Origin of the sequence: Brachybacterium ginsengisoli (assembly GCF_002407065.1) — a bacterium.
Lineage (GTDB): Bacteria > Actinomycetota > Actinomycetes > Actinomycetales > Dermabacteraceae > Brachybacterium > Brachybacterium ginsengisoli.
This window is the reverse complement of record NZ_CP023564.1, coordinates 636,119-661,726: the sequence shown is the minus strand read 5'-3', so window position 1 is coordinate 661,726 and position 25,608 is coordinate 636,119. Positions and strand designations below refer to the sequence as shown.

General features: G+C 72.5%; 18 protein-coding genes and 1 riboswitch. Of the genes, 11 read left to right on the top strand and 7 right to left on the bottom strand.

Annotated features, from left to right (window positions below; translation table 11 throughout):
- Window positions 1–44 precede the first annotated feature (44 nt).
- Window positions 45–797 carry an alpha/beta hydrolase family protein gene (locus CFK41_RS02820; RefSeq protein WP_096798310.1) on the bottom strand — a complete coding sequence of 251 codons (753 nt, stop codon included), beginning with the start codon at window positions 795–797 and terminating at the stop codon, window positions 45–47.
- A 135-nt stretch (window positions 798–932) separates the two neighbouring features.
- Window positions 933–1,025, top strand: a riboswitch (TPP riboswitch).
- Here CFK41_RS02820 and CFK41_RS02815 point away from each other — a divergent pair.
- From CFK41_RS02815 to CFK41_RS02800, 4 genes are all read left to right on the top strand, one after another.
- The gene (locus CFK41_RS02815) at window positions 1,016–2,677 is read left to right on the top strand and encodes a bifunctional hydroxymethylpyrimidine kinase/phosphomethylpyrimidine kinase (protein ID WP_096798309.1); all 1,662 of its coding nucleotides are present in this window, start codon (window positions 1,016–1,018) and stop codon (window positions 2,675–2,677) included. It overlaps the preceding riboswitch by 10 nt.
- Window positions 2,674–4,026, top strand: a complete 1,353-nt coding sequence (locus CFK41_RS02810) for an MFS transporter (RefSeq protein WP_096798308.1) — start codon at window positions 2,674–2,676, stop codon at window positions 4,024–4,026. Before CFK41_RS02815 ends, CFK41_RS02810 begins: the two co-directional genes overlap by 4 nt.
- The gene (gene thiM, locus CFK41_RS02805) at window positions 4,023–4,799 is read left to right on the top strand and encodes a hydroxyethylthiazole kinase (RefSeq protein WP_096798307.1); all 777 of its coding nucleotides are present in this window, start codon (window positions 4,023–4,025) and stop codon (window positions 4,797–4,799) included. The genes CFK41_RS02810 and thiM overlap by 4 nt, the downstream gene beginning before the upstream one ends.
- Window positions 4,796–5,443 (top strand): thiamine phosphate synthase, encoded by a 648-nt coding sequence (locus CFK41_RS02800; RefSeq protein WP_096798306.1) that lies wholly within the window; start codon window positions 4,796–4,798, stop codon window positions 5,441–5,443. Before thiM ends, CFK41_RS02800 begins: the two co-directional genes overlap by 4 nt.
- A gap of 68 nt (window positions 5,444–5,511) precedes the next feature.
- Here the strand turns inward: CFK41_RS02800 and CFK41_RS02795 are convergent, their stop codons facing one another.
- Window positions 5,512–7,224, bottom strand: a complete 1,713-nt coding sequence (locus tag CFK41_RS02795) for an HNH endonuclease signature motif containing protein (RefSeq protein ID WP_151904652.1) — start codon at window positions 7,222–7,224, stop codon at window positions 5,512–5,514.
- Between the two features lie 394 nt (window positions 7,225–7,618).
- Between CFK41_RS02795 and CFK41_RS02790 the strand changes: the two genes are divergently transcribed.
- The 4 genes from CFK41_RS02790 (at window position 7,619) to CFK41_RS02775 (ending at window position 12,383) form a co-directional block, all read left to right on the top strand.
- The gene (locus tag CFK41_RS02790) at window positions 7,619–9,088 is read left to right on the top strand and encodes an NAD-dependent succinate-semialdehyde dehydrogenase (protein ID WP_096798304.1); all 1,470 of its coding nucleotides are present in this window, start codon (window positions 7,619–7,621) and stop codon (window positions 9,086–9,088) included.
- A gap of 74 nt (window positions 9,089–9,162) precedes the next feature.
- A complete protein-coding gene (locus CFK41_RS02785) occupies window positions 9,163–10,671 on the top strand; it encodes a dihydrolipoyl dehydrogenase family protein (protein ID WP_096798303.1) in 1,509 nt (502 codons plus the stop codon).
- Between the two features lie 174 nt (window positions 10,672–10,845).
- The gene (locus CFK41_RS02780) at window positions 10,846–11,541 is read left to right on the top strand and encodes a hypothetical protein (protein WP_096798302.1); all 696 of its coding nucleotides are present in this window, start codon (window positions 10,846–10,848) and stop codon (window positions 11,539–11,541) included.
- Window positions 11,542–11,621: 80 nt separating this feature from the next.
- The gene (locus CFK41_RS02775; protein ID WP_096798301.1) at window positions 11,622–12,383 is read left to right on the top strand and encodes a class I SAM-dependent methyltransferase; all 762 of its coding nucleotides are present in this window, start codon (window positions 11,622–11,624) and stop codon (window positions 12,381–12,383) included.
- Window positions 12,384–12,400: 17 nt separating this feature from the next.
- Here the strand turns inward: CFK41_RS02775 and CFK41_RS02770 are convergent, their stop codons facing one another.
- The 5 genes from CFK41_RS02770 to CFK41_RS02750 form a co-directional block, all read right to left on the bottom strand.
- Window positions 12,401–13,066 (bottom strand): SRPBCC domain-containing protein, encoded by a 666-nt coding sequence (locus CFK41_RS02770; protein WP_096798300.1) that lies wholly within the window; start codon window positions 13,064–13,066, stop codon window positions 12,401–12,403.
- 1 nt (window position 13,067) lies between these two features.
- Window positions 13,068–13,466 (bottom strand): ArsR/SmtB family transcription factor, encoded by a 399-nt coding sequence (locus tag CFK41_RS02765; protein WP_096798299.1) that lies wholly within the window; start codon window positions 13,464–13,466, stop codon window positions 13,068–13,070.
- Window positions 13,467–13,731: 265 nt separating this feature from the next.
- Window positions 13,732–15,096, bottom strand: coding sequence for an APC family permease (locus CFK41_RS02760; protein WP_096798298.1), 1,365 nt, complete (start codon window positions 15,094–15,096; stop codon window positions 13,732–13,734).
- Window positions 15,097–15,181: 85 nt separating this feature from the next.
- On the bottom strand, window positions 15,182–17,929 hold the full coding sequence (locus tag CFK41_RS02755; RefSeq protein WP_169928780.1) for an ExeM/NucH family extracellular endonuclease: 2,748 nt from the start codon (window positions 17,927–17,929) through the stop codon (window positions 15,182–15,184).
- A gap of 193 nt (window positions 17,930–18,122) precedes the next feature.
- A complete protein-coding gene (locus tag CFK41_RS02750; protein WP_169928779.1) occupies window positions 18,123–20,600 on the bottom strand; it encodes a bifunctional metallophosphatase/5'-nucleotidase in 2,478 nt (825 codons plus the stop codon).
- A gap of 596 nt (window positions 20,601–21,196) precedes the next feature.
- Between CFK41_RS02750 and CFK41_RS02745 the strand changes: the two genes are divergently transcribed.
- The 3 genes from CFK41_RS02745 (at window position 21,197) to CFK41_RS02735 (ending at window position 25,607) form a co-directional block, all read left to right on the top strand.
- Entirely contained in the window at window positions 21,197–22,642 is a 1,446-nt protein-coding gene (locus CFK41_RS02745) for an NAD(P)/FAD-dependent oxidoreductase (protein ID WP_151904810.1), read from the top strand.
- Between the two features lie 746 nt (window positions 22,643–23,388).
- Window positions 23,389–24,615: a Gfo/Idh/MocA family protein gene (locus tag CFK41_RS02740; RefSeq protein ID WP_096798295.1), complete on the top strand. Its 1,227-nt coding sequence runs from the start codon at window positions 23,389–23,391 to the stop codon at window positions 24,613–24,615.
- The gene (locus tag CFK41_RS02735) at window positions 24,615–25,607 is read left to right on the top strand and encodes an ABC transporter permease (RefSeq protein ID WP_096798294.1); all 993 of its coding nucleotides are present in this window, start codon (window positions 24,615–24,617) and stop codon (window positions 25,605–25,607) included. The genes CFK41_RS02740 and CFK41_RS02735 overlap by 1 nt, the downstream gene beginning before the upstream one ends.
- Window position 25,608: the final 1 nt, after the last annotated feature.

The following is a 25,608-nucleotide window of genomic DNA, read 5'->3' as shown; positions in this document are numbered from 1 at the left end:
GCGGGAGCCCACACGCGAAGGATCCGACGCCTCGGTGTGGACGCCTACAGGTACGGATCGGCCCAGGCGCTGATGATCCGGGCGGCGCGCTCGGCCTGGCCCTCCGCGGTGAGGAAGTGGTCGGAGCCCTCCAGCGAGATGAAGCTGCGCGGGTGCTCCGCGGCGCGGAAGATCGCGCTGGCGTTGTCGACGTCGACGGTGGCGTCGGTCGGCGAGTGCATGACCAGCAGCGGACGATCCAGGGTGCGCACCTGCGTGATCAGCTCCGACCCGCGCACGTCCTCCACGAAGTCCCGCTTCAGGGTCAGCTTCCGGCCGCCGATCAGCCACGGGGCCGTGCCCTCCTCCACCACGCGGTCCGCCACGGAGTCGTAGTGCCGCTCCACGCCCGCCGGGTCCGAGGGGGCGCCGATGGTGACCACGGCGCGCACGCTCGGCAGCTGCTGGGCGGCGACGATGGCGGCCGCGCCGCCCCAGGAGTGGCCGATCAGGAGCTCCGGCGGGGTGCCGCGATCGGCGAGGAACTGTGCGGCGCGCACGGTGTCGTCGACCTTCACGGTGAAGGACCCGTCTCCCCACTCGCCGTCCGAGTCGCCGAGGCCCAGGCAGTCGTAGCGCAGCATGCCGATGCCCTCGGCCGCGAGACCGCGCGCGATCCGGAAGGCCGCCGGTGAGTCCTTGCCGAGGGTGAATCCGTGGATCACCAGGCCCCAGCCGCGGGCCTCGCCCTCAGGCGTCTCCAGCACGCCCGCGAGCTCCGGGCCTCGGGAGCTCGGGAATCGGACTGCTTCGGCCATCGCTCAGCACCTCTTCCGGATCCGTCTGAATCGCTGCACCGTAGCACCGCGATGACGCACCGGAGCCGGATCCCTCCGCACGATGTCCCTCTGTGACCATCGCTGACGGCCGTCGTGGCCCCTGACCTACACTCGCCGGTGGACACGGGGTGCGCCGTCGGCGCTGAGATCACACCCGTGGAACCTGATCTAGTTCGTACTAGCGAAGGGATGTCCGCATGAGCTCGGATCCTTGCACCCTCTTTCCGCCTGCCCTCGATCGTCCGGCGCTGCCGCGAGTGGTCTCGATCGCCGGCACCGATCCGACCGGGGGCGCCGGCACCGCCGCGGATCTCAAGTCGATCACCGCCGCCGGCGGGTACGGCATGGCCGTGATCACCGCAGTGGTCGCCCAGAACACGCACGGCGTGCGCGACATCCATGTCCCGCCCACGAGCATCCTCACCGCGCAGCTGGAGGCGGTCGGGGAGGACGTCGCCCTCGAGGCCGTCAAGACCGGCATGCTCGGCACCGCCGCGGTCATCGAGACGGTCGAGACCTGGGTGCGGGAGCATCCGCCGCGCGTGCTGGTGGTCGACCCGGTGATGGTGGCCAGCAGCGGCGACCGCCTGCTCGAGCCCGAGGCGGAGCGGGCGATGATCCGCTTCTGCGCCCTGGCCACCGTGGTCACCCCGAACATCGACGAGCTCGCGGTGCTCACCGGAGCGCCCCGCGCCCGCACCGAGCGCGAAGCCCTCGATCAGGCCTCGCAGTGGGCGGAGCGCACCGGCGTGAGCGTGATCGTGAAGACGGGCCATCTCGAGGACCGCGAGGTCGCGAACACCTGGGTGGGCGCCGACGGCTCCCGCCACCGCGTGCCCTCGACCCGGGTGGACACCACCAGCACCCACGGCACGGGCTGCTCCCTCGCCGCCGCTCTCGCCACGCGCCTGGGCGGTGGGCACTCCCCCGCCGCGGCGCTGGCCTGGGTGACCGACTGGCTGCACGAGGCCGTCGACCATGGCGCGGCGCTGCAGGTGGGCGGCGGGCATGGCCCGGTCGACCACTCCCACCGCTCCCGTCGGCTCTCCGCGGCGGGCTCCGCCGCGCCCTGGCTCCCGGCCGACGCCGTCGCGGAGCGCTGGGAGGTCCCGGAGCTGCTGGTGGCACCGGCCGACGGTCCCGCCACCCCGGCGGCGGTCGCGCCCGTCGGCCCCTGGACAGAGGCGCTGTGGGCAGCGGGAGCGCCGCTGGCGCAGCAGATCTCCGAGTCCGGGTTCGTGCGGGCACTGGTGGACGGCTGCCTCCCCGAGGCGCAGTTCTCCTTCTACCTCGCGCAGGATGCGCACTACCTGGTGCGCTACTCCCGCGCACTGGCCGCCCTCGCCGAGACCTCCGCCCGCACCGAGGCCCGCGAGTTCTGGGCCGCCTCCTCCCGGAACTGCCTGGCCGTGGAGATGGAGCTGCACCGTGACTGGTCGGCCGGTCGCAGCGAGGCGGCGACCATTCCCGTCGGCCCCGTGACCAGCGCCTACACCGACTTCCTGCTCGCCCACGCGCTCGGTTCCCCGAGCGTCGTGGCCGCCGCCGCGGCGCTGCCCTGCTTCTGGCTCTACGCCCAGGTGGGGGCGGATCTGCCGGATGTCGCGCCGGATCACCCCTATGCGGCCTGGCTGCTGACCTATCGCGACCCGGATTTCGTCGCGGGGGTGCGCGGCGCGCTGGCCGTGGTGGAGCAGGAGCTCGATACCGCCGCGCCCGAGGTCCGGGCAGAGGCGGCCCGCGCCTTCCTGCTCGCCTGCCGCCATGAGCTGGAGTTCTTCGAGCAGGCACGGCGGGTGGATCCCGGCGGTGCCTGGGCCGACGCACCGGCGCTCCAGACGGCGGGGGTGTCCCGATGAGCCTCCCCGCCGCATCCGTCGCCTCCGACCGCTCCGTCGATCGTGCCCTGCCGCCGGAGGGCCGGGCCGCGCTGCGTGCCGGGGTGGCCGGGAACCTGGTCGACAACATCCACGTGTTCCTGCCGGTCACGGCGCTGGCCCCGGCGATGCTCGTCATCGCGGGACCCGGTGCGACGGCGTCCACCGGGGCGCTGATCATCATCGCGATGCTGATGGGCAGGCCCGTCGGCGGCGTGGTGTTCGGGCGGATCTCGGACCGTCTGGGCCGCACGCGCACCACCAGGATCGCGATCGCCGGCACCGCGCTGTGCGCCCTCGCGATCGCCGCCGTCCCCACGCATCAGCTGCTGGGCGCCGGCACGGTCGCCCTGATCCTGCTGCTGCGCTTCCTGTGCGGGATCTTCGTGGCCGGGGAGTACTCGGCTGCGATCCCTCTGGCCATGGAGTGGTCGGCGCCGCGGCGGCGCGGCCTGATGAGCGGTCTGATCCTGTCGATGGCGCCGTGGGCGCAGGCGCTCGTGGCCTTCGCGGTCGCGGGCCTGCTCGCGCTGCTGGGCCCGGAGCACTACGCGGCCTGGGGCTGGCGGGTGCTGTTCGCGCTCGGGTCGCTGCTCTCGCTGGGGATGCTGCTGTACTACCGGCGCCAGGTGGTCGATGCGCCGCTGTTCCGTCGGCGGCCGAGCGCTCCTGCCGACGGTGCCGACCCTGGCCTGCGCAGCCTGCTCTCCGGCTCCTGGTCGCGCGTGTTCTGGCAGGTGTTCGCCCTGATGACGGGGCTGTGGCTGCTCACCTACACCACGGTGCTGCTGCTCACCGAGCGTCTCACCACCGATGCCCCGCTGGCCCCGATCGCGGTGCCGGTGGTGATGGGGCTGGCCTCCGTGGCGCAGGCCGTGGTGATGGCGGTGGCCGGACATCTGTCCACCCTGGTGGGGCGACGCCGTCTTCTGATCCTCTGGGGAGGGGCCGCGACGGTCGCGGGACCGCTGCTGTGGTGGCTCGCCGTCACCGCGCCCACCCTGGTGACCGCCGCGGCCTGCGCTGCGCTGCTGCAGGTGGTGACCGTCTCCGCGTACGGCCCGATCGCCGCCTATCTCTCCGAGCGGTTCCCCACCTCGCTGCGTTCGACCGGCTACGGCGCGGGGTACAGCCTCTCGCTGGTGCTGCCGGCGCTCTACCCCTTCTACGTGCCGCTGCTCGAGCCGGTGCTGGGGCGCCACGGCACGGTGCTGGCGCTCATCGTGCTGGGCGGGCTGCTGCTGATGGGCGGCGCCGCGGCCGGTCCCCGCCTCGCTCCGCGGAAGCTGGATGCGGATCTCGACACGGTCGCCGCGGGAAGTGCGCGATGACCGGGCAGGACCGGGATCTCGCGCCGGTCGCCGAGGTCCTTGCCGCGGTGCGGGAGCGGGCGCCGCTGGTGCACTGCCTCACCGCGACGGTGTCGATGTCGCTGGTCGCGGACGGTCTGCTGGCCGCCGGGGCCCGGCCGATGATGACCGAGACCCTGGCCGAGGCGCCGACGGTGACCACTCTCGCGGACGCGCTCTCCATCAACCTCGGCACGCTGAGCACCGACGCGATGGAGGGCATTCCCGCCACGGTGGAGGTGGCGGTGGAGGAGGGCCGTCCCTGGGTGCTCGACCCCACCGCGATCGGCCTCGCGCCGGTGCGCACCCCGCTCGCGCGGCGCCTGGTGGAGTCCCGTCCCGCCGTGGTGCGGGGCAACGCCTCCGAGGTGATGGCCCTGGTGGGAGCCGGTCCGGGTGGCCGAGGTGCGGACTCCACGGCCGACGCCGACGCCGCGGAGGACGCCGCGAGCGTGATCGCCGCCCGCACCGGCGGGGCGGTCTCGGTCTCCGGGCAGGTGGACCTCGTCCTGGATGGTGGCCGACGGGTTCGTGTGGAGCGCGGTTCGCCGCTGCTGGCGCGTGTGACCGGGACAGGCTGCCTGCTCGGTGCCCTCACCGCGGCCTGCGCCGCGGTGCATCCCGATCCGTTCGAGGCGGCTCTCGCCGCGACCGTGTGGATGGACCTGGCCGGGGAGCTGGCCGCCGGGCGAGCCACCGGGCCGGGAAGCTTCCGCATGCATCTGCTGGACGCACTGGACGAGGTGGGACGATGAACGCTCTGGATCTGCGCTGCTATCTCGTCACCTCGGGGACGGGCCGCCGGACGGTCGAGGTCGCGGCGGAGGCCGCGGCGGAGGGTGCCGGGGTGGTCCAGGTGCGCGCCAAGGAGGCCACCGCGAGGGAGCTTCTGGGGCTGGTCGTCGCGGTGGCCGAGGCTGTCCGGGCGGCGAATCCGGTCACCCGGGTGCTGGTGGACGACCGGGCGGACATCGCCTTCGCGGCCCGGCTGCGTGGTGCGCCGGTGCATGGGGTGCATCTGGGCCAGGACGATCTGCCGGTCGCCGACGCCCGGGCGCTGCTCGGCCCCGAGGCGATCATCGGTCTCACCACCGGGACGCTCGACCTGGTCCGTGCGGCGGAAGCGGTGCGCGACCAGGTCGACTACCTGGGTGCGGGTCCCTTCCGGCGTACGCCCACGAAGGACTCCGGTCGACCGCCGCTGGGCGTCGAGGGGTACGTCGCCCTGGTCGCGGCATCCTCGCTGCCGATCGTCGCGATCGGGGACGTCACGCCCGCCGACTCCGCCGCACTGGCGGGCACCGGGGTGGCGGGGGTGGCCCTGGTGCGCGCGGTGATGGCAGCCTCGGACCCTGCCGCCGTGGTGCGCGAGGTCCTCACCGGATTCGCGGAACCGTGAGCTGCTGATCGAGGGCACGCCGATGCCCCCGGGGCACCGCGTGGTGCGCCGGGGTCGACGCCGACCGGTCAGAAGGGTGGGGGTCCGTGCTCGCCCCAGGGCCCCTCGGGGATCTCGGTGCTGCCACGGGGTCGTCGGTCTCGCGACGGGTGAGAGGGCGGAGGTCCGCTGTCGTCGCCGGGTGGTGGCGTCATCGGGATCACGCGGCCGGCGCGGTCCGGTTCCGGAGCTGGTGGCGGAGGGCCGGCGACGGGGTCGGCGACCGGGTCAGCACCCGAGTCGGCGAAGGGTTCGGCGGAACGGATGCCGCGCAGGAAGCAGCTCCAGGCGTCGGCCAGGTCCTCGGCGATCCGGATGCTCGCGGTGTCGAGGTCATCGATCACGGTGACGGCGTCCCCGTGCCGGCCGATCGCCCACCGGGTGCGGCCTGGCTCGGTGCGGCCGCTGGGCAGGCGGGTGGGGTCCAGCAGGCCGGTGGTCTTGTCGAGGTGGTGCTGCCAGCACAGCAGGTGAAGGTTCTCGACCTCCGTCGGGCCTCCGACCTCCGGATTGCCCCGGTGGCACTCCTCGATGTGATCGCACTCCGAGGCCCACGAGGTGCTCCGAGTGCATCCCGGGACCGCGCACATGCTGTGGCGGATCCGGAGATGCTCGAGCATCGCCGCGGTGGGGACGTACCTGTCTGCCGGTAGAGGCAGGAACGCGCCGCTGGTCGGGTCGGTGAGGACCCGGTACCAGGCACCCTCGCCCCCGGCGAGCGAGCGCGCCATCGACGGCGGCAGCGGGATCGTGCCGTCGAGCATGCCCGGCTCGTCCGACGCTCCGAGCAGCGTGAGCGCGGGAACCATGACGTTCAGGCGGAACCGCCCCGCCGGCACCGCGACTCCTTCGAGGTCCAGGTCGGCGCCGGCGAGCAGCGCGAAGCGCAGCTCGTGCAGGGGCAGCGCCCGCCCTGTCTCCAGGACCCGTCCGTCGGGGTCGTGGGGGATCTCGGTGCCCTCCTTCAGCGCGGCGCGCTGAGCGGCCTGGACGGCGCGGGCGCACTCGTCGAGCCTCTTCCACTGCGCGAGGACGTCGGGGATCGGACCGCTGACCTGGATCGTCCCCACCCCCGGTTCGACGCTCGGCAAGAGCTCCACCATGCGGCGGAGGCCGGCCGCGGGGTCCGGCCGGTTCTCGCGCTGTTCGAGCAGGGCGATGAGCGCCTTGAGCAGGGTGAAGAAGCGTTCGGGACTGATATCCGGCGACCAGGACGAGACGGCGATATCCAGTTTCCTGCGAGAATCATCCGACAGGGGGCGGGAAGTCCTCAGCATCTTCTGGAACCAGGCCGTCGGCATCCCCCCGGTTTCCAGACGATCAAGGCAGCGCGGAAACAGGTGCACCGCCTGATAGGCGTCTCGCAGCTGCCACGTCGCGGCACCGCTGGTGACCCTCAGCGCGAGCCCCGCACGGGCGGCATCGACGGAGTCGACCTCGCAGATCTCCTCGTACTCACCCTCATGCTCGTAGAGATCGGCCAGGGCGCGATGCTTCTCCGCCAGGCAGCGAGCCTCGGCCCTCTCCGCATCCCATACCCGCTGCGTGGCAGCGCTGAGCTGGGGGTCGTCCATGCTGTCCCCGCGGCGAGGCAGGTCGTCACGGGTCAGCTCCCGGCGCGCGCGGACCTCGCGCAGACGCGGAGGCAGTGACTCGAGGAACGCCTCCTCCGCGCCGGCCGCCGCAGCGTCGTCGCGGCCGTCGTCCCCGAACGGCGTCGGCCGCTCCTCCACTGCACTCATTCCCTCTCACCCCCGACCGCCCTGCGTTGGACCACGACCCGGACGGGCCGTGCACGGCGAGCATCTCCGCTCCTTCGATACCTTGATTTTACCGAGAGCGTCCGACGACCGAAAGGCTCGGAGAGGATTGTGGACAACACCGGAGTGTTTGCACCCGAGCTTCCACAAGAGTTCTCCGAGCGCATTCTTTACTCCACATAGAGGGGTTATCCACATCGCGCACCGTTCCGCAGGACGGAGCCGCGCTCGGCGTAGCGTGGGACGGCATCAGAACGGGACCTCCCGACCGTCGCATGGCCGGGATCTTCCTCCTGGAGCACACTGGAGGCCCGGCGGAGTTCGACGACGGACGCCGCCGCGCGACCATCCGCACCACGACGACCGGAGGAGTGCCATGACCGAGAACCGTGAGCAGGAGCTGCTGGCCGGAGTCCCCGGCGAGCTGTTCATCGACGGGCGCTGGCGCGCGGCGGAGGGCGACGAGACCCTCGATGTGCGCGACCCCGCCACCGGCGAGGTGATCAGCACGATCGCCTCCGCCTCCGCGGCTGATGCCCAGGCCGCGATCGACGCCGCGGCCGACGCCTTCCCCGACTGGGCGGCGACCCCGGCCCGGGAGCGCGGCGAGCTGCTGCGCCGCGCCTTCGACCTGCTCACCGAGCGGGCCGAGGAGTTCGCGCTGCTCATGACGCTCGAGATGGGCAAGCCGCTGGCGGAGTCCCGCGGCGAGGTGACCTACGGCGGCGAATTCCTGCGCTGGTTCAGCGAGGAGGCGGTGCGGGTCCAGGGCCGGTATGGCGCGACGCCCGAGGGCACCGGGCGGATGATCGTCTCCCAGCACCCCGTGGGCCCCTGCTACCTCATCACCCCGTGGAACTTCCCGCTCGCGATGGCGACGCGGAAGATCGCCCCCGCGCTCGCGGCCGGCTGCACCGTGGTCATCAAGCCCGCGCAGCTGACGCCGCTGACCACCCTGGCGTTCGTGAAGCTCCTCGAGGAGGCGGGTCTGCCCGCCGGCGTGGTCAACGTGGTCACCTCCCGCTCCTCGAGCGCGGTCTCCGAGCCGATCCTCGCCGATCCGCGGCTGCGCAAGCTCTCCTTCACCGGATCCACCGAGGTGGGGCGCTCGCTGCTGGCCCAGGCCGCGCCGGGCGTGCTGCGCACCTCGATGGAGCTCGGCGGCAACGCGCCCTTCGTAGTCTTCGAGGACGCGGACCTCGACGCCGCGGTCCAGGGGGCGATGCTCGCGAAGTTCCGCAACATCGGCCAGGCCTGCACCGCTGCGAACCGCTTCATCGTCCACCGCTCGCTGGCCGAGGAGTTCGCCCGCCGCGTCACCGAGGAGGTCTCAGCGCTCGGTGTGGGACGCGGCACCGAGGACGGCGTGAGCATCGGCCCGCTCATCGACGGGGACGCGGTCGACAAGGCCGTCTCCCTCGTGGAGGATGCCGTGGAGCGCGGCGCGGAGGTCACCACCGGAGGCTCGCGGATCGACGGACCAGGCACCTTCTTCGAGGCGACGGTGCTGACCGGGGTCCGGCCCGGCAGCTCGCTGCTGCGCGAGGAGATCTTCGGCCCTGTGCTCGCGATCGTCCCCTTCGACACCGAGGACGAGGCCGTGCGCCTGGCCAACGACACCGAGTACGGGTTGGTCTCCTACGTGTACACGCAGGATCTCGCCCGCGGTCAGCGCATGATCGAACGCCTGGAGACGGGGATGATGGGCCTGAACATGGGCGTGGTCTCCAACGCCGCGGCACCCTTCGGCGGCTGGAAGATGTCGGGCCTGGGCCGCGAGGGCGGTGCCGAGGGGATCCATGAATACCTCCAGTCGAAGTACACCCTCACGCCCGACCCGTTCTGAGCGGTCCGGAGGCCCGGCGGATCGGGCCCCGGCAGGCAGTGACGCGGGCGGCGCGACGGCGTAGCGTCACGGTCATGGCACACGAGACCACCACCCCCGCCGAGATCACCGTCGACGTCATCGTGATCGGCGGCGGCCCCGTCGGCGAGAACGTCGCGCAGTACGCGATCGAGGGCACCGACCTCACCGCGGCGATCGTCGAGGGCGAGCTGCTGGGCGGCGAGTGCTCCTACTACGCCTGCATGCCGTCCAAGGCGCTGCTGCGCCCGCTCGCCGTCGCGGACGCCGCCGCCCACCTGCCGGGACTCGTCGCGCCGAGCCTCGACCGCGACGCCCTCCTGGCGCGCCGCGACACCTGGGTCTCCCACTACGACGACGCCGGGCAGGTGAGCTGGGCCGAGGGCGCGGGGCTGCAGGTGGTGCGCGGGCACGGCCGGATCGTCGGCGAGCGCGAGGTGCTCGTCGAGGCGGCCGACGAGTCCGCAGGCGCAGGCCCCACCCGGATCCTCGCCCGCCGCGCGGTGGTGATCGCGACCGGCTCCGAGGCCGTGGTGCCCGGACCGCTGCGGGATCTCGCGCCGTGGACCTCGCGCGACGCGACCGGCGTGCAGGAGGTGCCGGGCGAGCTGGTGATCATCGGCGGCGGCGTGGTCGCGGTGGAGGCCGCGACCTGGATGGCGGCACTCGGCACCAAGGTCACCCTGCTCGTGCGCGGCGACTCCCTGCTCAGCGGACTCGAACCCTTCGCCGGTGAGCACGTGCTGGAGGCGCTGCGGGACCGGGGCGTCACCGTCGAGCTCGGCACCTCCGTGGTCTCCGGTTCCCGGGAGGAGGCGCGCGCCACCGGGCTGGGCCGCGTCCACGGCGGGCGGGTGACCCTGCAGGTCGAGGACTCCCGCGGACGACGCGAGATCTCGGCCGACGAGGTCCTGGCCGCGACCGGACGTCGGCCCGCGCTGGGGGACCTCGGCCTCGAGACGATCGGGCTGAGCGCCGAGGACGTGCTCGCCGCCGGCGCCCCCTCCGACGCCGCGGCAGACGCCGCGGCCGGTGACGCGACCGGCTCCCCGCTCCCCGGGTGGCTGCACGCGGTGGGCGATGCGAGCGGGGAGGCGCCGCTGACGCACTGGGGCAAGTACCGCGCCCGCGTGATCGGGCAGGCGATCCGCGCCGGCGCGACCGGCGAGGCCCTCGAGCCGGTGCCCGAGCAGGTCCCGGTCCCCCAGGTGGTGTTCACCGATCCGCAGGCCACCTCCGTCGGCCTCACCGAGGAGCAGGCACGGGAGGAGGGCCACGACGTGGTCACCGCGCGAGTGCCCTTCGCCGGCGCGGCCGGTTCCGCGCTGCTGCGCGACGACGTGACCGGCACCGCCCAGCTGGTCGTGGACCGTTCCACGACGATGCTGGTCGGAGCCACGTTCGTGGGGCCCGACGCCTCCGAGCTGATCCACGCGGCGACCATCGCGATCGTGGGCCAGGTGCCGGTCCACGTGCTCCGCCACGCCGTGCCGAGCTATCCCACCGTCTCCGAGCTGTGGCTGCGGCTGCTCGAGGAGCTGCCGGTGGAGCTGCGTCGTGGCTGACAGCGACGACTGACCGCCGAGGGCCGAAAGCGACCACCGACCGCCGACTGCCGACGACCGACGGATGTGAGGTCCTCCCTAGGGAGGAGATGACAGATCGCACTGGTCCCCGCGACGTCGGATCAGCTCCAATGGAGGGGTCAGCCACCGCACCGGCCCCGCCTGAGGAGGACCATGTTCCAGCGTCTGCGGCGCGCCCGTCAGATCGGCCGCGCCAAGCCCGGAGACGGCAGCGCGATGAAGGATCTGCGCTGGTGGCAGCTCTTCACCCGCACCCTGTTCTTCCTCGATCCCGACGAGCAGGCGGGGCGACCCTCCCACTACACCGTGGACGTGCGCCACCTCGCCACCGAGCTCGAGGGCGGGAAGATCGCCGAGGGCGCCCGGCATGCCCCGGTCGCGCTCTACCGCGACGGTCGCCAGGTGCACATCGCGAACCCGCCCGTCGCCTTCGAGGTGCCCGGTGGCGTCATCGAGGTGGCCACCAGCTCCTACGGGCTGACCCGCATGCACCATGTCGCCACAGGCGAACGGAAGGGCACCACGCTGCGGCCCCACCCCCGCTCCCTCGAGGGCCGCCGGGCGCGCTTCGGCCGGCGCCACCCCGCGGCCAGCACCCTCATCGGCTCCGTCGCGGTGGTGCTGCTGCTGGTGGGGCTGGTGCTCATGGTCCCGCAGACGCTCGAGCTGGTCACGAGCCTGGATCCGGTCGCCGAGCGGGTCGGGACCTTCACCTCGCCGATCCAGCTGCCCGTCTGGGCGAACACCTCGCTGCTGATCGCCGGTGCGCTCGCGGCGACCGAGCGGGCGCTCACCCTGCGCAACCACTGGCTGATCGACGCGGACACCACCTGGACCTCGCTGGTCTGAGGGAGGCGCCGTCCGGTGGGGGCGGGGATGGACCAGAAATCCGCTCGCCCCGTCGGCCGCGTGACCGTACCGTCGACCGCATGCCGCAGACCCCCTCCCCCGCACCCGCCGACCAGCCCGGACCCGACGCGATCTACGCCGAGCCGCGCCTCGCCGCCTGCTACGACGTCTTCGACGGCGAGCGCGACGACCTCGACCACTACCGCGCGATCCTCGTCGAGCTCGGCGCCCGCACCGTGATCGACGTGGGCTGCGGAACCGGATCGCTCGCCACGCTGCTGGCGGCGGAGGGCCTGCAGGTCACCGGTGCGGACCCGGCGCTCGCCTCCCTCGAGGTGGCCCGCGCCAAGCCCGGCGCGGAGGCGGTGACCTGGATCCACGGCACCGCCGCCGACCTCCCCCGCCTCGCGGCCGATGCCGCCGTGATGACGGGCAACGTCGCCCAGGTGTTCCTCACGGAGGAGGCGTGGGCGGAGAACCTCCGAGCGATCCGCGGCGCGCTGCGCAAGGGTGGGACGCTGGTGTTCGAGAGCCGCCGGCCGGAGCGCCGGGCCTGGGAGGCATGGCAGGCCGACGACGGCGAGTCCGTGCACGAGGTGCCGGGCATCGGCCGCGTGGTGGCGCGGCCCCGCACCTTCGAGGTGGCGCTGCCGCTGGTCACCTTCTCCGACGAGTTCACCTTCGAGGACGGCTCCGTCCTCTTCTCCACCTCCACGCTGCGCTGGCGCGATGAGGCGGAGCTGCGATCCACGCTCACCGCTGCGGGCTTCGCGGTCCAGGAGATCCGCGACGCCCCGGACCGGCCCGGGCGGGAGTACGTGGTCCTCGCCCGGGCCGTCTGAGCGGCGACCCGGGAGGGTCAGCCCTCCTGGCCGGTGCCTGTGTAGAAGCCGTAGGTGGCGTCAGCCCGCTGCTGAGCGGCGTCCGCGTCCTCGCCGGAAGCGGTGTGGGCAACGGCCCAGCCGTCGGCCGCGCCGCGGTAGAAGGAACGGCCCTCGTCGGTGCCCGCCCACTCCGCGGCCTCGCTCGGGGCGAGGGAGCCCTCGGTGGCGCCGAGATGCAGGGACAGGCCCAACAGGCCGCCGTCCCAGCCCACGCCGGTGGCGCCGGGGCCGAAGGTCTCCCACATCTCGGCGGGGATGTCGGCGGTGCGGGAGGTGTGCTCGAGCTCGAAGCGGGTGGAGTCCTCGCCGTCGGCCGCCAGTCGGACCGTCAGCCAGGACACCGAGCCCATCATCTCCCAGGTCACGGCGTATTCGGCGACGCCGTCGGCGGGCTGCTCGCAGGTGAGGATCTCGCCGCCCGCGTTGCCGTCGAACTGGTATCGCCCGCCGACGCGGAGATCACCGCTGATCGGCAGGAACCAGCGCTGGATGCGCTCGGCGGTGGTGACGGCCTCCCAGACGTCCTCGATCGCGGCCGGGTAGGTCTGTTCGAGGGACTGGACGTGCGTGGGGTCGCCCTCGCGCTCGTCGACGCGGTAGGTGCGGGTGACGGACTGCAGTTGGGTGGGGACGTCGACCATGTCAGGTCTCCTTCGTGGGGTTCGTGGTCGCGGCGGGCGGGGTGCCCGGCGCGGGGTCGGTGGGGGCGGCGAGGCGCCGCTGGCGCTTCCCGCGGGCGAGCTCGGTGCCGAGCGCGTCGAGCTTCGGCAGCCAGAAGCGCTCGAAGGGGCTGAGCCAGTCCCGGGCCTCGCGGGGTCCGCGGGCGTCGAGCGCGTAGAGGCGGCGCCTGCCCTCGGCGCGCACCGTCGCGAAGCCCTGCTCGCGCAGGACCTTCAGATGCTGGGAGACGGCCGGCTGGCTGATCCCGAACTCCTGCTGGACGACCTCGCCGATCTCGCCCGCGCCGCGCTCCCCGTCGTCGGCGAGGAGCTCGAGGATCCTCCGCCGCACGGGGTCGCCGAGGACATCGAGCGCGTGCATGCCCGCATCCTCCCGCCGCTATCCATATAAGTCAAGGGTTATGCATGAGAGGCAGGTGCTGGATCAGCACCGTCGTCCCACCCGGTTACCCGTCGGTCACGCGCGGTCCTGATCCAGATTCTGGTTCAGAACCGCGCCTTACCCGCGGGTACGGCGGGTTGCGGCGGGTTGGGGCGGGGTACGGCGGGGTACGGCCGGCCCGGCGGGTGGCCAGGTAGGCGGCCGGCCAGCCGCGGGGACGGCGCGCGGCCGGCCCGGGCCGGACTCACCGGCGCACGGCCAGCACGACGCCCCGGTACGCGACGCCGGCGAGGACCAGCGCCGCCCCGGCCACGATGGTGCGGCCGGGCAGGGCCGCGACGAGCAGCAGGCAGCCGACCAGGCCGATCACCTGCATCGCCTTCGGGAACAGCCGCCACTGCCCCACTTGGGTGAGCGCGGCGAGGTTCGCGATCGCGTAGTAGAGGAGCACGCCGAAGGAGGAGGCGGCGATGGCGACGAGCACGTCCGAGGCGAGCAGCACCAGCAGCACCACCGCGATCCCGGCGGCGAGCTCGGCGCGCTGCGGCACCGAGAAGCGCGGGCTGACGGGGGCGAGCACCGGGGGCAGGTCCCGCTCGCGCGCCATCGCGAGGGCGGTGCGGGATATCCCGGCGACCAGGGCGAGCAGCGCCCCGGTGGCCGCGGCGACGGCGCCGACGGTGATGACCGCGTGCCACGCTCCCCCGGCGCCGACCGCATCGAGCGCCGTGAGGAACGGCGCCGGTCCCCAGCCGTCCGCCCCCGGCGCCGGACCCACGAGGACCAGCACCACCGACAGTGCCAGGTACAGCGCGGCCACGACGGCCAGGGCCAGCAGGATCGCGCGCGGGATGGTGCGACGCGGTTCGACGACCTCCTCGCCGAGGGTCGCCACACGGGCGTATCCCGCGAAGGCGAAGAACATCAGCGCCGCTGCCTGGGCCACGGCGAGCACGATCCCGGCCGCACCGCCCGCACCGGCGCCGAGCACGGCGGCCAGCCCGCCGTCCCACAGGCCCGCGGCCGACCCCGCGAGCGGGCCGGGGATCGCCGCGCCGGCATCGGCCGCGTCGGAGCCCGCCGAGCCCCCCGCCCCGAGCAGCACGCCGCCGACGAGCCGCGCCCCGGTGAGCACCAGCGCGACCAGCGCGACGCTCACCAGCACGCGGGCGAGGGCGGCGGTGCGGGTGACGCCCACCAGGTTCACGCCGGTGAGCACCACGACCACGAGCGCGGCGACGATCCGCTGCGCCGGCTCGGGCACCAGGTAGGCGGCGATGACCAGCGCCATCGCGGCGCAGGAGGCGATCTTCCCGAGCACGAAGCACCATCCGGCGAGGAAGCCCCACCACGGCCCGAGCTGCTCCCGGCCGTAGTGGTAGGTGCCGCCCGACGCCGGGTGCTGGGCGGCGAGCTGCGCGGTGGAGGTGGCGTTGCACAGCGCGACCCCGGCCGCGAGGAGCACCGCGAGCGGGGCGAGAGCGCCGGCGAGGTCCGAAGCGGCGCCGAGGGACACGAAGGCCCCCGCGCCGATCATCGAGGCGAGGCCGATGACGACCGCGTCGCGCAGGCCGAGGCGTCGCGCGAGAGCGCCGGAGGTGCTGGTCATCGTGATCCGTTCAGACGGGAACTGGAAACGGCGGGGCGCCGGCGGTGTGCACCGCCGACGCCCTCATCATGCAGGACGTGACCTATCAGCCCTTGCCGCCCTTGCCACCGGCGCCGTGGCCGATGCCGCTGTTGCTGCCGCCGGGGGTGCCGTTGTTCTTCCCCGGGCCGCGGTTGTCGTTCTCGCGCGGCCCGTTCCCGTTCCCGTTCCCGTTCCCGTTCCCGTTGCCATTGCCGTTCCCGCTCCCGTTGTCGCCGCCGTTGCCGGGCTCCTCCTCGGAGAAGCCGCCGGCCAGGCCCACCACGATCGGGTCATGGTCGGAGGAGCCGAAGGGGCCGGACTCGTAGAGGTCGGTGATGTTGTTCTGGTAGCGCGCGTACTGCGTCATCACGGACTCGGCGCCGTTGATCTGCCAGTCGGTCGCGCCGGTGACGCGCTCCGCCCCCGAGGGGTTCGCGATGACGTGGTCGAGCGAGCCGACCATGCCGCCGTAGCTGTAGGACCAGCTGCCGGGGTCGTGGGTCTCGGCGAGGTTCACGAAGCCCTCGTCGTAGAAGATCTGCAGCGGCTCCTCCTGGGTGTAGGCGTTGAAGTCACCGCCCAGGTAGACGTCCTCGACGCCGAGCCCCGCAGCGGTCTCCTCGCTCCAGGCCAGCAGCGCCTCGGCCTGCTGCAGACGGGAGGTGCGGGAGTTGCCCTGCACCGGATCGGCCGGCAGGCCGGAGTCCTCGGCGTCCGCGGAGCCCTTGGACTTGAAGTGGTTGATGGAGAAGAAGAACGGCTCGCCCTGGACCTGCTCCTCGCCGCTGCCCTCGAGCGGCACGAAGGCCTGCCCGATCGGCTCGCGGGCGTTGTCGAACGCGGGGTCGCCGGCGAGGATCTGCGCCTCGCCCTGCGGCGCCACCTCGGCCGGCTTGTAGATGATCGCGTTCGTGATCGCGTCCTGGCCGCCGGTGAGGCCGAGCGCCTGGTAGGCCGGGTCGGTGGGGATGTAGTCCCAGGTGCCCGCGCCGTCCTTCTCGTTCAGGGCCGCGACCAGCGTCGCGGTGGCCTCGTCGGGGTCGCCGTCGATGCGGGCGGAGTTCTCGATCTCGGTCAGGCCCACCACGTCCGCGCCGGTGCCGGAGATCGCGTCGACGATCTTGGACTGCTGGCGCTCGAGGTCGTCGGCGCCCCACGCGCCGCGCAGGTCGCAGCCGCCGCGCACGTTCGTGCCCTCGCCGTTCATGTTCGTGTAGGGCTCGCAGCCGGGGGTGTCCTCGCCGAGGGTGGTGAAGTAGTTCAGCACGTTGAAGGTGGACAGCTTCACGTCGCCGCCCACCTCGTCCGGGGCGTCCTGGCGGGTGTCCTCGAAGTCGACCCCGTCGGAGTCGGAGGAGGTCCACGGGGTGGTGGTGTTCAGGCGCCACTGGTCGAAGGAGTAGGCGACCACGACCGGCTCGGTGAAGGTCGCCGCGGCGCCCACGCGCACGGGCTCCTCCGTGGTCAGCCAGCTCATCGGCGAGGTGGGGGTGCTCTGGAAGTTGGTGGTGCGGCCGTCGTCCAGCAGCACCTTGAGGCTCTCGCGGCTCTCGAAGTACTCGGTGGCCTCGGCACCCGGGGCCATGATGTCCCCGGCCTGCTGGAGCGGCTCGTCGCCGATGGCGAGGGTGATCTCGCCGTACTTGTTGGTGCTGTAGATGTCGGTGACGGTGAAGTCACCCTCGCCCGGCAGGTACAGCATGTGCTCGAGGCTCTCGCGCTGCGACTCCTCGGTGGGGAAGCCGCCCTCGAGGGTGGCGGGCTCGACGGGCTCCAGCGGCTGCTCGAGCTTCTCGAGGCCGCTCGCGCCGACGGTGATCTGGGTGGAGCCGTTGTACTCGGCGACCTCACCCGTCACGCGCACCGAGTCGCCGATCGCGACCTGACCGGCCGTGGCAGAGGAGTAGACGAACACGGCGGTGGAGCCGGTGTGGGTGGAGAAGTCCAGCGCCCCGCCGGTGCCGCCGGTCTGGATGACGTAGCCGTTCAGACCACCGGTGGCGTAGACCGCCGTCACCACACCCTCGGTGATCACGTTCTTCCCGACCAGCGGGCTGGCCGCGCCGGTGCCCTGGATCTCGGCGATGCTCGCCTCGGCGGCGTCGGCCGGCGGCTCCTCAGGGTCGCCCGGATCGACGGGGCCCTCCCCGCCGGAGCCCTCGCCCGCGGCGTTGGTCGGCGTCGGCGCGCCGGCGGCGAAGTCGGTCGAGTTCTCGCCGGTCGCGGCGGTGCGGGCAACGGAGGTCGCGTTGGTGGTGGCGGGCGCGGGGGCCTCGCCGGAGAAGGTCGAGGCGCCGCCCCAGCCCACGAGGTCCACGACGGCCGGGTCCTCGGCGCAGGTGGTGCCGGTGCAGGCGAGCTTCCCCTCGGCGTCGGAGAGCGCGAACACGCCGCCGGTGCCGGAGGCGTTGATGCCGCCGGTGAGGTCCGCGGCGGGCAGCGGGTCGCCGTTGCCGTTGCCGGCCGCGAGCTGCACGAGGAAGGTGCCGCCGGCGGGGACGGTGCCCGTGAGGCTCAGGGAGTTGTTGAAGGCGCCGGTCTTCGAGGCGTACTGGAGGGACCAGCCGTCGATCGAGATGTCGGCGTCGGAGGTGTTGACCAGCTCGACGAAGTCGTTCTGGAAGGCGGCGCCGGAGTTGCCGCCGCCGCCATAGACCTCGTTGATCTGGAGGTCGCCGGGGGCGACGGCGGCCGCCAGGGCGGAGGGCAGGATGCCGGGCGCGAGGCTCAGGCCGAGGGCGAGGGCGGCGGTCGCGCCGCCGACGCGCGCGAGACGCGAGCGGAGGCGGGGTCCGTGGGCGGTGCTGCTCATGGGAGCTCCTGGGTTCTCAGGGGGGGGGTGGGGCCGACGGTCGCGGGGTCTGCGGCCGACGGTGGGGTGACGAGCGGTCGGGGACGGACGGCGGGCGGGAGGAGCAGGTGGGCACGGGCAGATCAGAGCGAGCGCCCGCATGATGGAGGGGCCGGACCCGGGCGGGGTCCGACCCCTCGGTGGTGAGTGCGGGTCAGCGGCGCGTCATGCGACGGCGCAGTCCGAGCGCCGCGACGCCGGCGAGCGAGATGACGCCGATCGCCGCGACCATCGGGCCGACCTCCACGCCCGTGCGGGCCAGGTCGGAGCGGTCCGAGCCGCCCGCCGTGGTGTCCTCGGCGGGGATGACGTCGGCGGGGTCGTCCGCGTCGTCGCCGTTCCCGTCGGCGATGACGGCGGGGCCGCCGGCCTCGTCCTCGCCCTGGTCGTCGCCGCCCTGGTCCTGACCCTGGTCGTCGCCGCCCTGGCCATCGCCCTGGTCGTCGCCGTCGCCCGGTGCCGGGGTGGTGGGCTCCTCGGTGGCCGGGGGCGTGGTCGGCTCGTCGTCATCGTCGTCGCCCGGCGGGGGCGTGGCGGTGTCGCACTCGTCGGGGGCGCCGCCCGCGGTCCAGGTGAAGGAGCCGATCTCGGTGACGATCTCGGTGCCGGTCTCGGGGACCGCGGTGATCGTCAGCGGCACCTGGGTGCCCTCGGGGACGCACATCCAGTCGGTGAGGGTGACGTCGGCGTAGAGCCGGCCGGTCTCCTCGTCGAGCGTGTAGGGCGCCTCGAAGGTGCCGTACTCGCCGGCGTCGACCTGGACGGTCTCGATCTCCGGGGCGCCGAGGCTCTGGGACTCGACGTTCCCGATGCGCAGCACCGGGTCGCGGTCCACGCCGGCCTCGGAGTCGTACTCGCCGCCGTCGAGGATCTGCAGGTCGATCTGGCGCTGCGCGTAGCTCGGCTCCAGGTTCTGGCCGTCCTCGGACTGGAGGTACTGGAGGAAGGCATCGCGGTCCAGCACGCCGGAGTCGCGCACGTTGTGCGCCTCGGAGAGCGCCCACATGTTGTCGCCGCCCTCGAAGAGGAAGCTCGCGGTGACGATCGTGTAGGTCGCGTCGGGGTCGATCGACTCGCCGTTGATGCGCACGTCGATGATGCGGTCGTCGCGCTCGCGGGTGGAGTCGAAGACGTACTCGACGTTGTTCGAGACGCTGAAGGCCAGGAAGGACTCGTCGCCCTCGTCGACCGCGCCGCCGTCGGCGGTGCGCTGCCACTGCTCCTCGAGCATCTGGATGAACTGGTCGCCGGTGACCTCACCGGCGTTCAGCGTGTTGCCGAAGGGGACCATGGAGTTGGCCTCGGCGTAGGTGACCACGCCGTCGCCCTCGGCGCCGGCGGCGTCGTACCAGAGCTCGGCGCGGATGCCGCCGGGGTTCATGAAGCCGATGACCTCGTCGTCGCCGGCGAGGCCGGCGTCCTCGAGGTACCACTTCATGGAGTCGGCGAGCATGTCGCCCGCGGCGGAGTGGCGGGTGCGGTTGTCGCCCTTGGTGGTGGCCTGGTTGCCGATGGGGGCGTCCGCGGTGCGGACCCCGTCGACGTACGAGGCCTTGGTGTCGTCCCACGAGGTGGTGACGTCGGTGGCGACGGAGCCGACGGGCTGGGCGCCGATGACGTCGGCCTCGGCGATCGCGTCCTGCGCGATCTGGTCGACCTTCTCGGTCACGGGGGTGGAGATCGCGCAGCCCGCATCACCCTGGGCCGTGGGCCGGTTCTCCGGCTCGCCGACGACGTCCCAGTCGCCGTCCTCGCCGAGCGCGAGGGAGACCACGCCGAGGTTCTCGGCGCTGGAGCCGGTCTGGATCACGGGCCGGACCTCGCCGTCCTGGCCGGGGACGTCGGCGTTGAAGTTGTAGACGCGGTGGGAGTCGCCGTTGAAGATCGCATCGACCTCGGGATCGGTCTCGGCGACGATCTTGTCGAACATGGGGTCGGTGTTCTTCGGGGCGACGCCCGGCTCGGCGTTCGCGCTGGCGCCCTCGTGGTAGGAGGCGACGAGGATGTCATACTCGACGCCGTCGGCCTCCAGCTCGCCGATGGCCTTGTTCACCTCGTCCACCGGGTCGCGGAAGTCCAGGCCCTCGATCGCGGCGGGGCTGACCTTGCCGACGGTCTTGGTGGTGACCGCGCCGACGACAGCCACCTTGACGCCACCGTCGTCGATGACCGTGTACGGCTCCATCAGACGCGTTCCGTCTGCGTTGTAGACGTTCGCGGCGAGGTCCGGGAAGTCGGTGCGGCCCTCGATGCGGTTCTTCAGGTCGTCCTGGCCCTGGTCGAACTCGTGGTTGCCGATCGCGCTCGCGTCGACCTCCAGCGCGTTGAGCACGTCGATCGTGGGCTCGTCGTTCTGCACGGCGGAGGCGAAGCTGGAGCCGCCCACGTTGTCCCCGGCGGAGAGGAGGAACGACTCCTGGGCATCCTGGCGCACGGTCTCGACGGTGCAGGCGAGGTCGGAGGCGCCGCCGAGGGCGCCGTGGAAGTCGTTGATGGTCATCAAGGTGACCTCGTCGCCGATCTCGGCGGCGGCGGCACCGACCGGGACGACGGCGGAGGCGACAGCGAGTGCGGCGGCGCCGAGACCGGCGCTCGCGCCGCGCGCGATCCGGCGCGCGGGGGTGTCCAGCATGGGGATGCTCCTGGGGGCAGGGGGAGGGCTCGAGGCGAGCGGGTCCATCTCACCCCATCTCCGCCGCATGCGCCGGAGTTTTCGACAACCCGGTACCGATATGTCATCGACAGTTCATCTCGCCGGTGGTCAGGGCGCCAGTTCCCGCTCCCAGCAGGAGATATCGTGACCTTCCCGTGATCCGGGGCGGGCCTCTCGGAGGCCCCGGGAAGCGCCGCGCGAGGACCCGGCGGCAGGTCCGCGAGCTGCCGCTGGAGCACCCTCGAGATGCCGCGGCGGACCCTCCCGGACCCTCCACCGCCACCCGACGGGCCGGGGCATCGCTTTCCGTGTGACCTCGTACCAGCGGCGAGGCGTCGTCATGGCCCCGTCGCCGCGGAATGGGTACCATCGGCGAGGACTTCGGACGGTCCGTTCGACCCCGCCCCGCTGCCACCCGCCGACGATCTCGGCACCGGCTCGGAGGGGACCCGGCACCGCCCCCAGCCCGCTCGCTCCGTTGCTCCCTCCCACTTCCAGACGCGGACAGCGACCCGAACGGCCACCAGCCGCGGCCGGGCCGCCCAAGCGCCGCTCAAGGAGTCCTCCCCATGGTCATGCCGCTGCCCTTCGTCTCCCGTCGACCCACCGTCCCCGCGAAGGACGGCGCGAGCTGGCCGCACGTGGTCATCCTGGGCGGCGGCTTCGCCGGCGCGCACGCCGTGGGCGCCCTCCGCGACGCCCGGGTGCGTGTGACCCTCATCGACCGCAACGTCTACAAGACGTTCCAGCCGCTGCTGTACCAGGTCGCCACCGCCGGTCTGAACCCGGGCGACGTCACCATGTTCCTGCGCGGCCTCTCCCTCAAGGTCCCGAACATGCGCTACCGCCAGGGCGAGGTCGAGGGCGTGGATCCCGAGCGCAAGGTGGTGCGCCTGGACGAGGGCCAGAAGGGCCAGCACGAGATCTCCTACGACTACCTGATCGTCGCCAACGGCGCGACCACCACGTACTTCGGCACCCCGGGCGCCGAGGAGCACGCGATGCCGATGTACACGCGCAGCCAGGCCCTGGCGATCCGCGACCGCATCTTCTCGGAGCTGGAGCGCTCCAGCCGCGAGTGCGACATCACCCACGACAAGCTGAACGTCTGCATCGTGGGCGGCGGGCCGACGGGCGTGGAGATCGCCGGGGCGCTGGCCGACTTCCGCATGCAGGAGCTGGACATCCTCTACCCGGAGATGGATCCCGGCACCCTCCAGGTCACCGTGCTGCAGCGCGGCGACGAGCTGCTCAAGGAGTTCTCCACCAAGTACCGCCAGTACGCGGCCGACGAGCTGCGGGACCGCGGCGTGGTGCTCCAGCTCGGTCGCGGGGTGAAGGAGGTCGGCTACGACCACGTGATCCTCGACGACGACTCGGTGGTCGAATCCGACATCACCATCTGGGCGGCCGGCGTCGCGATCCCGGAGTCCGTGTCCGAGTGGGGCTTCCCCCAGGACAAGCGCGGACGCCTCGCCGTGGACGACTACCTCCAGGTCAAGGGCTTCCCCGGCGTCTACGCCGCGGGCGACATCGCCGGTCAGGACGAGCCGCTCCCCCAGCTCGCGCAGCCCGCCATCCAGTCCGGTCAGGCCGCCGCCCGCGCGATCGCCGCAGAGGTCGCCGGCAAGCCGCGCAAGAAGTTCCGCTACCTCGATCTGGGCACCATGGCGACCATCGGACGTCACGCCGCGATCGCGGAGATCCCGGTCCTCGGCGGGCTCTCGGGCTCGGCAGGCTGGGCCGCCTGGCTCGGCGTGCATGTCATGAAGATGCTCGGGCACCGCAACCAGCGTGCCGTCGCGATGAACCTGGTCTCGCTGTACGGCGGCACCCGCGCCACGCATCAGCCGAACCCCGTGGTGGGCGAGGTGGATTCGCTGCGCGCGGCGAAGATCTTCGAGGAGCAGGCCCCGAACCGCATGTTCGGCGCGAACGCCGGCACGACCGGGCCCGCCGCGAAGACCGCGGCGAAGGACGCCCCGGGCGCGGCCGACGTCGCGGAGCCCACGAAGGACTGACCGCGCGGCGCTGAGCCGGCCCCCTCCCCTCGCCGCGGCGGGTGGGCTCATGAGCGCCTGCCCCCGCGAGAGTGACGAACACGGGGCTATAGCGCCCCCAAGCACCCCGATACGTCACCCTCGCGCCGGGACGGGCCGGGTCCAGGCTCCCCTGACGCTGCGAGAGTGACGAACAGGGGGTTATCGCCCCCCCCGATTCGTCACTCTCACCCGGGGACGGGCCGGGTCCAGGCTCCCCTGACGCTGCGAGAGTGACGAACAGGGGGTTATCGCGCCCCCAATCGCCCCGATTCGTCACCCTCGTGCGGGGAGCGGCCGGAACACATCGACCGGCGACATCTGCGGATCAGCTCGCCGGCCTCGGCCAGCCGCCGACGGCACTCTCCACCTCGCGAAGCCCCTCCTCCCCGCGCCCCGCCCAACATCGGCCCGCGCCGAGGTGGGGCGCTCTCGCGCGACCGAACGCCGGAACGCCCGAACACCCGAACACCCGAACACCCGAACACCCGAACACCCGAACACCCGAACGCCCCGGTCGCCCCTGAACGCCGACCCACCTCCGGGTGACGCCCGGAAGAACATCTCCCCACGCTCACCTCGCTCCCCACGGCCGACGGCCAGGAAGTGCACCGGAGGGGGTTGACAGCCCCCAGCACCCCTTCTAGGTTTTGAGCACGTCCTCACATAATGAGGCACGCCACATCCGCCGGAGCGTCCGCGGATGCTCGACGCAAGGTACTCAACCCATGATCAGCCCTGTTTTTGCGCCCGATTCCGTGCGGGTAGGCCTCGTCGGATCCGGCCAGCGCGCGGCCTCCTACTTACGTAATGTGCCGTCCGATATGATGGACGCGGTGCGACTCGCGGCGATCGCCGATCCACACCGGTCCCAGCGCGAGGCGTTCGCCGAGCTCTTCTCCGCGACCCCGGAGCTCCTCGACGACGGCGTCGAGATGATCCGGGAGCGCGAGCTGGACGCGGTGATCGTGGCGACCCCGAACGACCGCCACGTGCCCTATGCGATCGCGGCGATGGAGCGCGGACTGCCCCTCCTGGTCGAGAAGCCGGTCGCCACCACCCTCGAGGGCCTGACCGCCCTGTGGCGGGCGGACCGCGCCCGGGAATCGGGCCGCACCGTCGTCGGCTTCGTGCTGCGGTACACGCCCTTCTACCAGCGGGTGCGGGAGATCGTCCGCTCGGGCCGCCTGGGCGAGGTCCTGGCCGTGCAGGCCGACGAGAACCTCGGGACCGGGCTGACGATGGTCCAGTATCAGGGCTGGCGGCAGGACGTCGGCCGCTCCGGCGGCTGGATGCTCGAGAAGTGCTGCCACGACCTCGACGTGCTCGGCTACGTGCTCGACTCCCGACCGGTGCGGGTCCAGTCGATGGCCTCGGCGCGCGTCTTCCGCCCGCGGCCCGAGGGCGAGCAGCTGGCGCGGTTCCAGCCCTCCGCCGGCACGGCGGAGATGGACTTCGGCACCGAGGCGGAGCGTGCGGCGCTGCAGGAGACGATGCAGCACTCCCCCTACTCGCCCTCCGGCTTGCCCGATCGCCAGGTCGCGACGATCGAGTTCGCCTCGGGTGTGATGGCCACCTTCACCTCCGTCATGGCCCAGCCCCGCTCCACCCGTCGGCTGCGCATCTTCGGCACCGAGGGGCTGCTCGAGGGCGATCTCAGCGCACGGAGCATCGAGCTGTCGTTCCCCGATCCCGCCGGCGGATCGAGCATGAGCACCGAGAGCGAGCGCGTGGAGATCGGGGCCAGCGGCCACCACGGCGGCGACGAGGTCCTCTGCGACACCTTCTGGCGCCTCGCCGCCGGGCAGGACGTCGTCCCCCGCGCCGATCTGGAGGACGGCATCGACGCGGTGCTGTGCGCGATGGCGCTCCAGGATTCGGCGCGCACCGGCCAGGGCGTCGAGATCGACCCGCTGCGGCGGACGGTGCTCGGGGCCGGGGAGCTGGTGGGCTGATGTCCGCCCTATCCCCCGCCTCCGAGGCGCCGCCGACGGCGCCGGGCCCGTCGGGCACCGCCGCGGTGCGCCCCGCCCCGCCCTCGCGCCGGCGCCGCCTGCGTCGGGGCTTCGCCGCGAGCTGGCAGCTTTACCTCCTGGCCGCCCCTGCGCTGGTCTTCTTCCTGGTCTTCAACTACGTGCCGATGTACGGCGTGCAGATCGCGTTCAAGGAGTTCATCGCCACCCGCGGGATCACCGGCAGCCCCTGGACGGGCCTGGAGAACTTCGAGCGCTTCTTCAGCTCGTTCTACTTCTGGCGGCTGCTGCGCAACACCCTGATCCTCAGCGTCTACCAGCTGATCCTCTTCCCGCTGCCGATCATCCTGGCGCTCTCGCTCAACGAGCTGCGCAGCCGGATCTTCAAGAAGTTCACCCAGACCCTCACCTACGCGCCGCACTTCGTCTCCACCGTGGTGGTGGTCGGCATGCTGTTCGCCTTCCTCGACCCCAACACCGGCCTGATCAACCACGTTCTGGGACTCGTGGGCATCGACCCGATCCAGTTCATGCAGAGCCCGGCCTGGTTCCGGCATCTGTACGTGTGGTCCGGCGTGTGGCAGTCGCTGGGCTGGGGCACGATCATCTACCTCGCCGCGCTCGCGGGCGTGAACCCCGAGCTCCACCAGGCCGCGGAGGTCGACGGCGCCAACCGCCTGCAACGGATCCGCCACGTGAACCTCCCCGCCATCATGCCCACGGTGGTCATCCTGCTCATCCTCGACTTCGGCAGCTTCATGTCCGTCGGCTTCGAGAAGGTGCTGCTGATGACCAACGACCTCAACGCGGAGACGGCGGACGTCATCCAGACCTTCGTCTACGAGACCGGCCTGCTCCAGGGCCAGTACAGCTACGCCGCGGCCGTGGGCCTGTTCGACTCGGTCATCAACATCCTGCTGCTGATCACCGTGAACCACCTCGCCCGTAGATTCTCCGAGAACAGTCTGTGGTGAC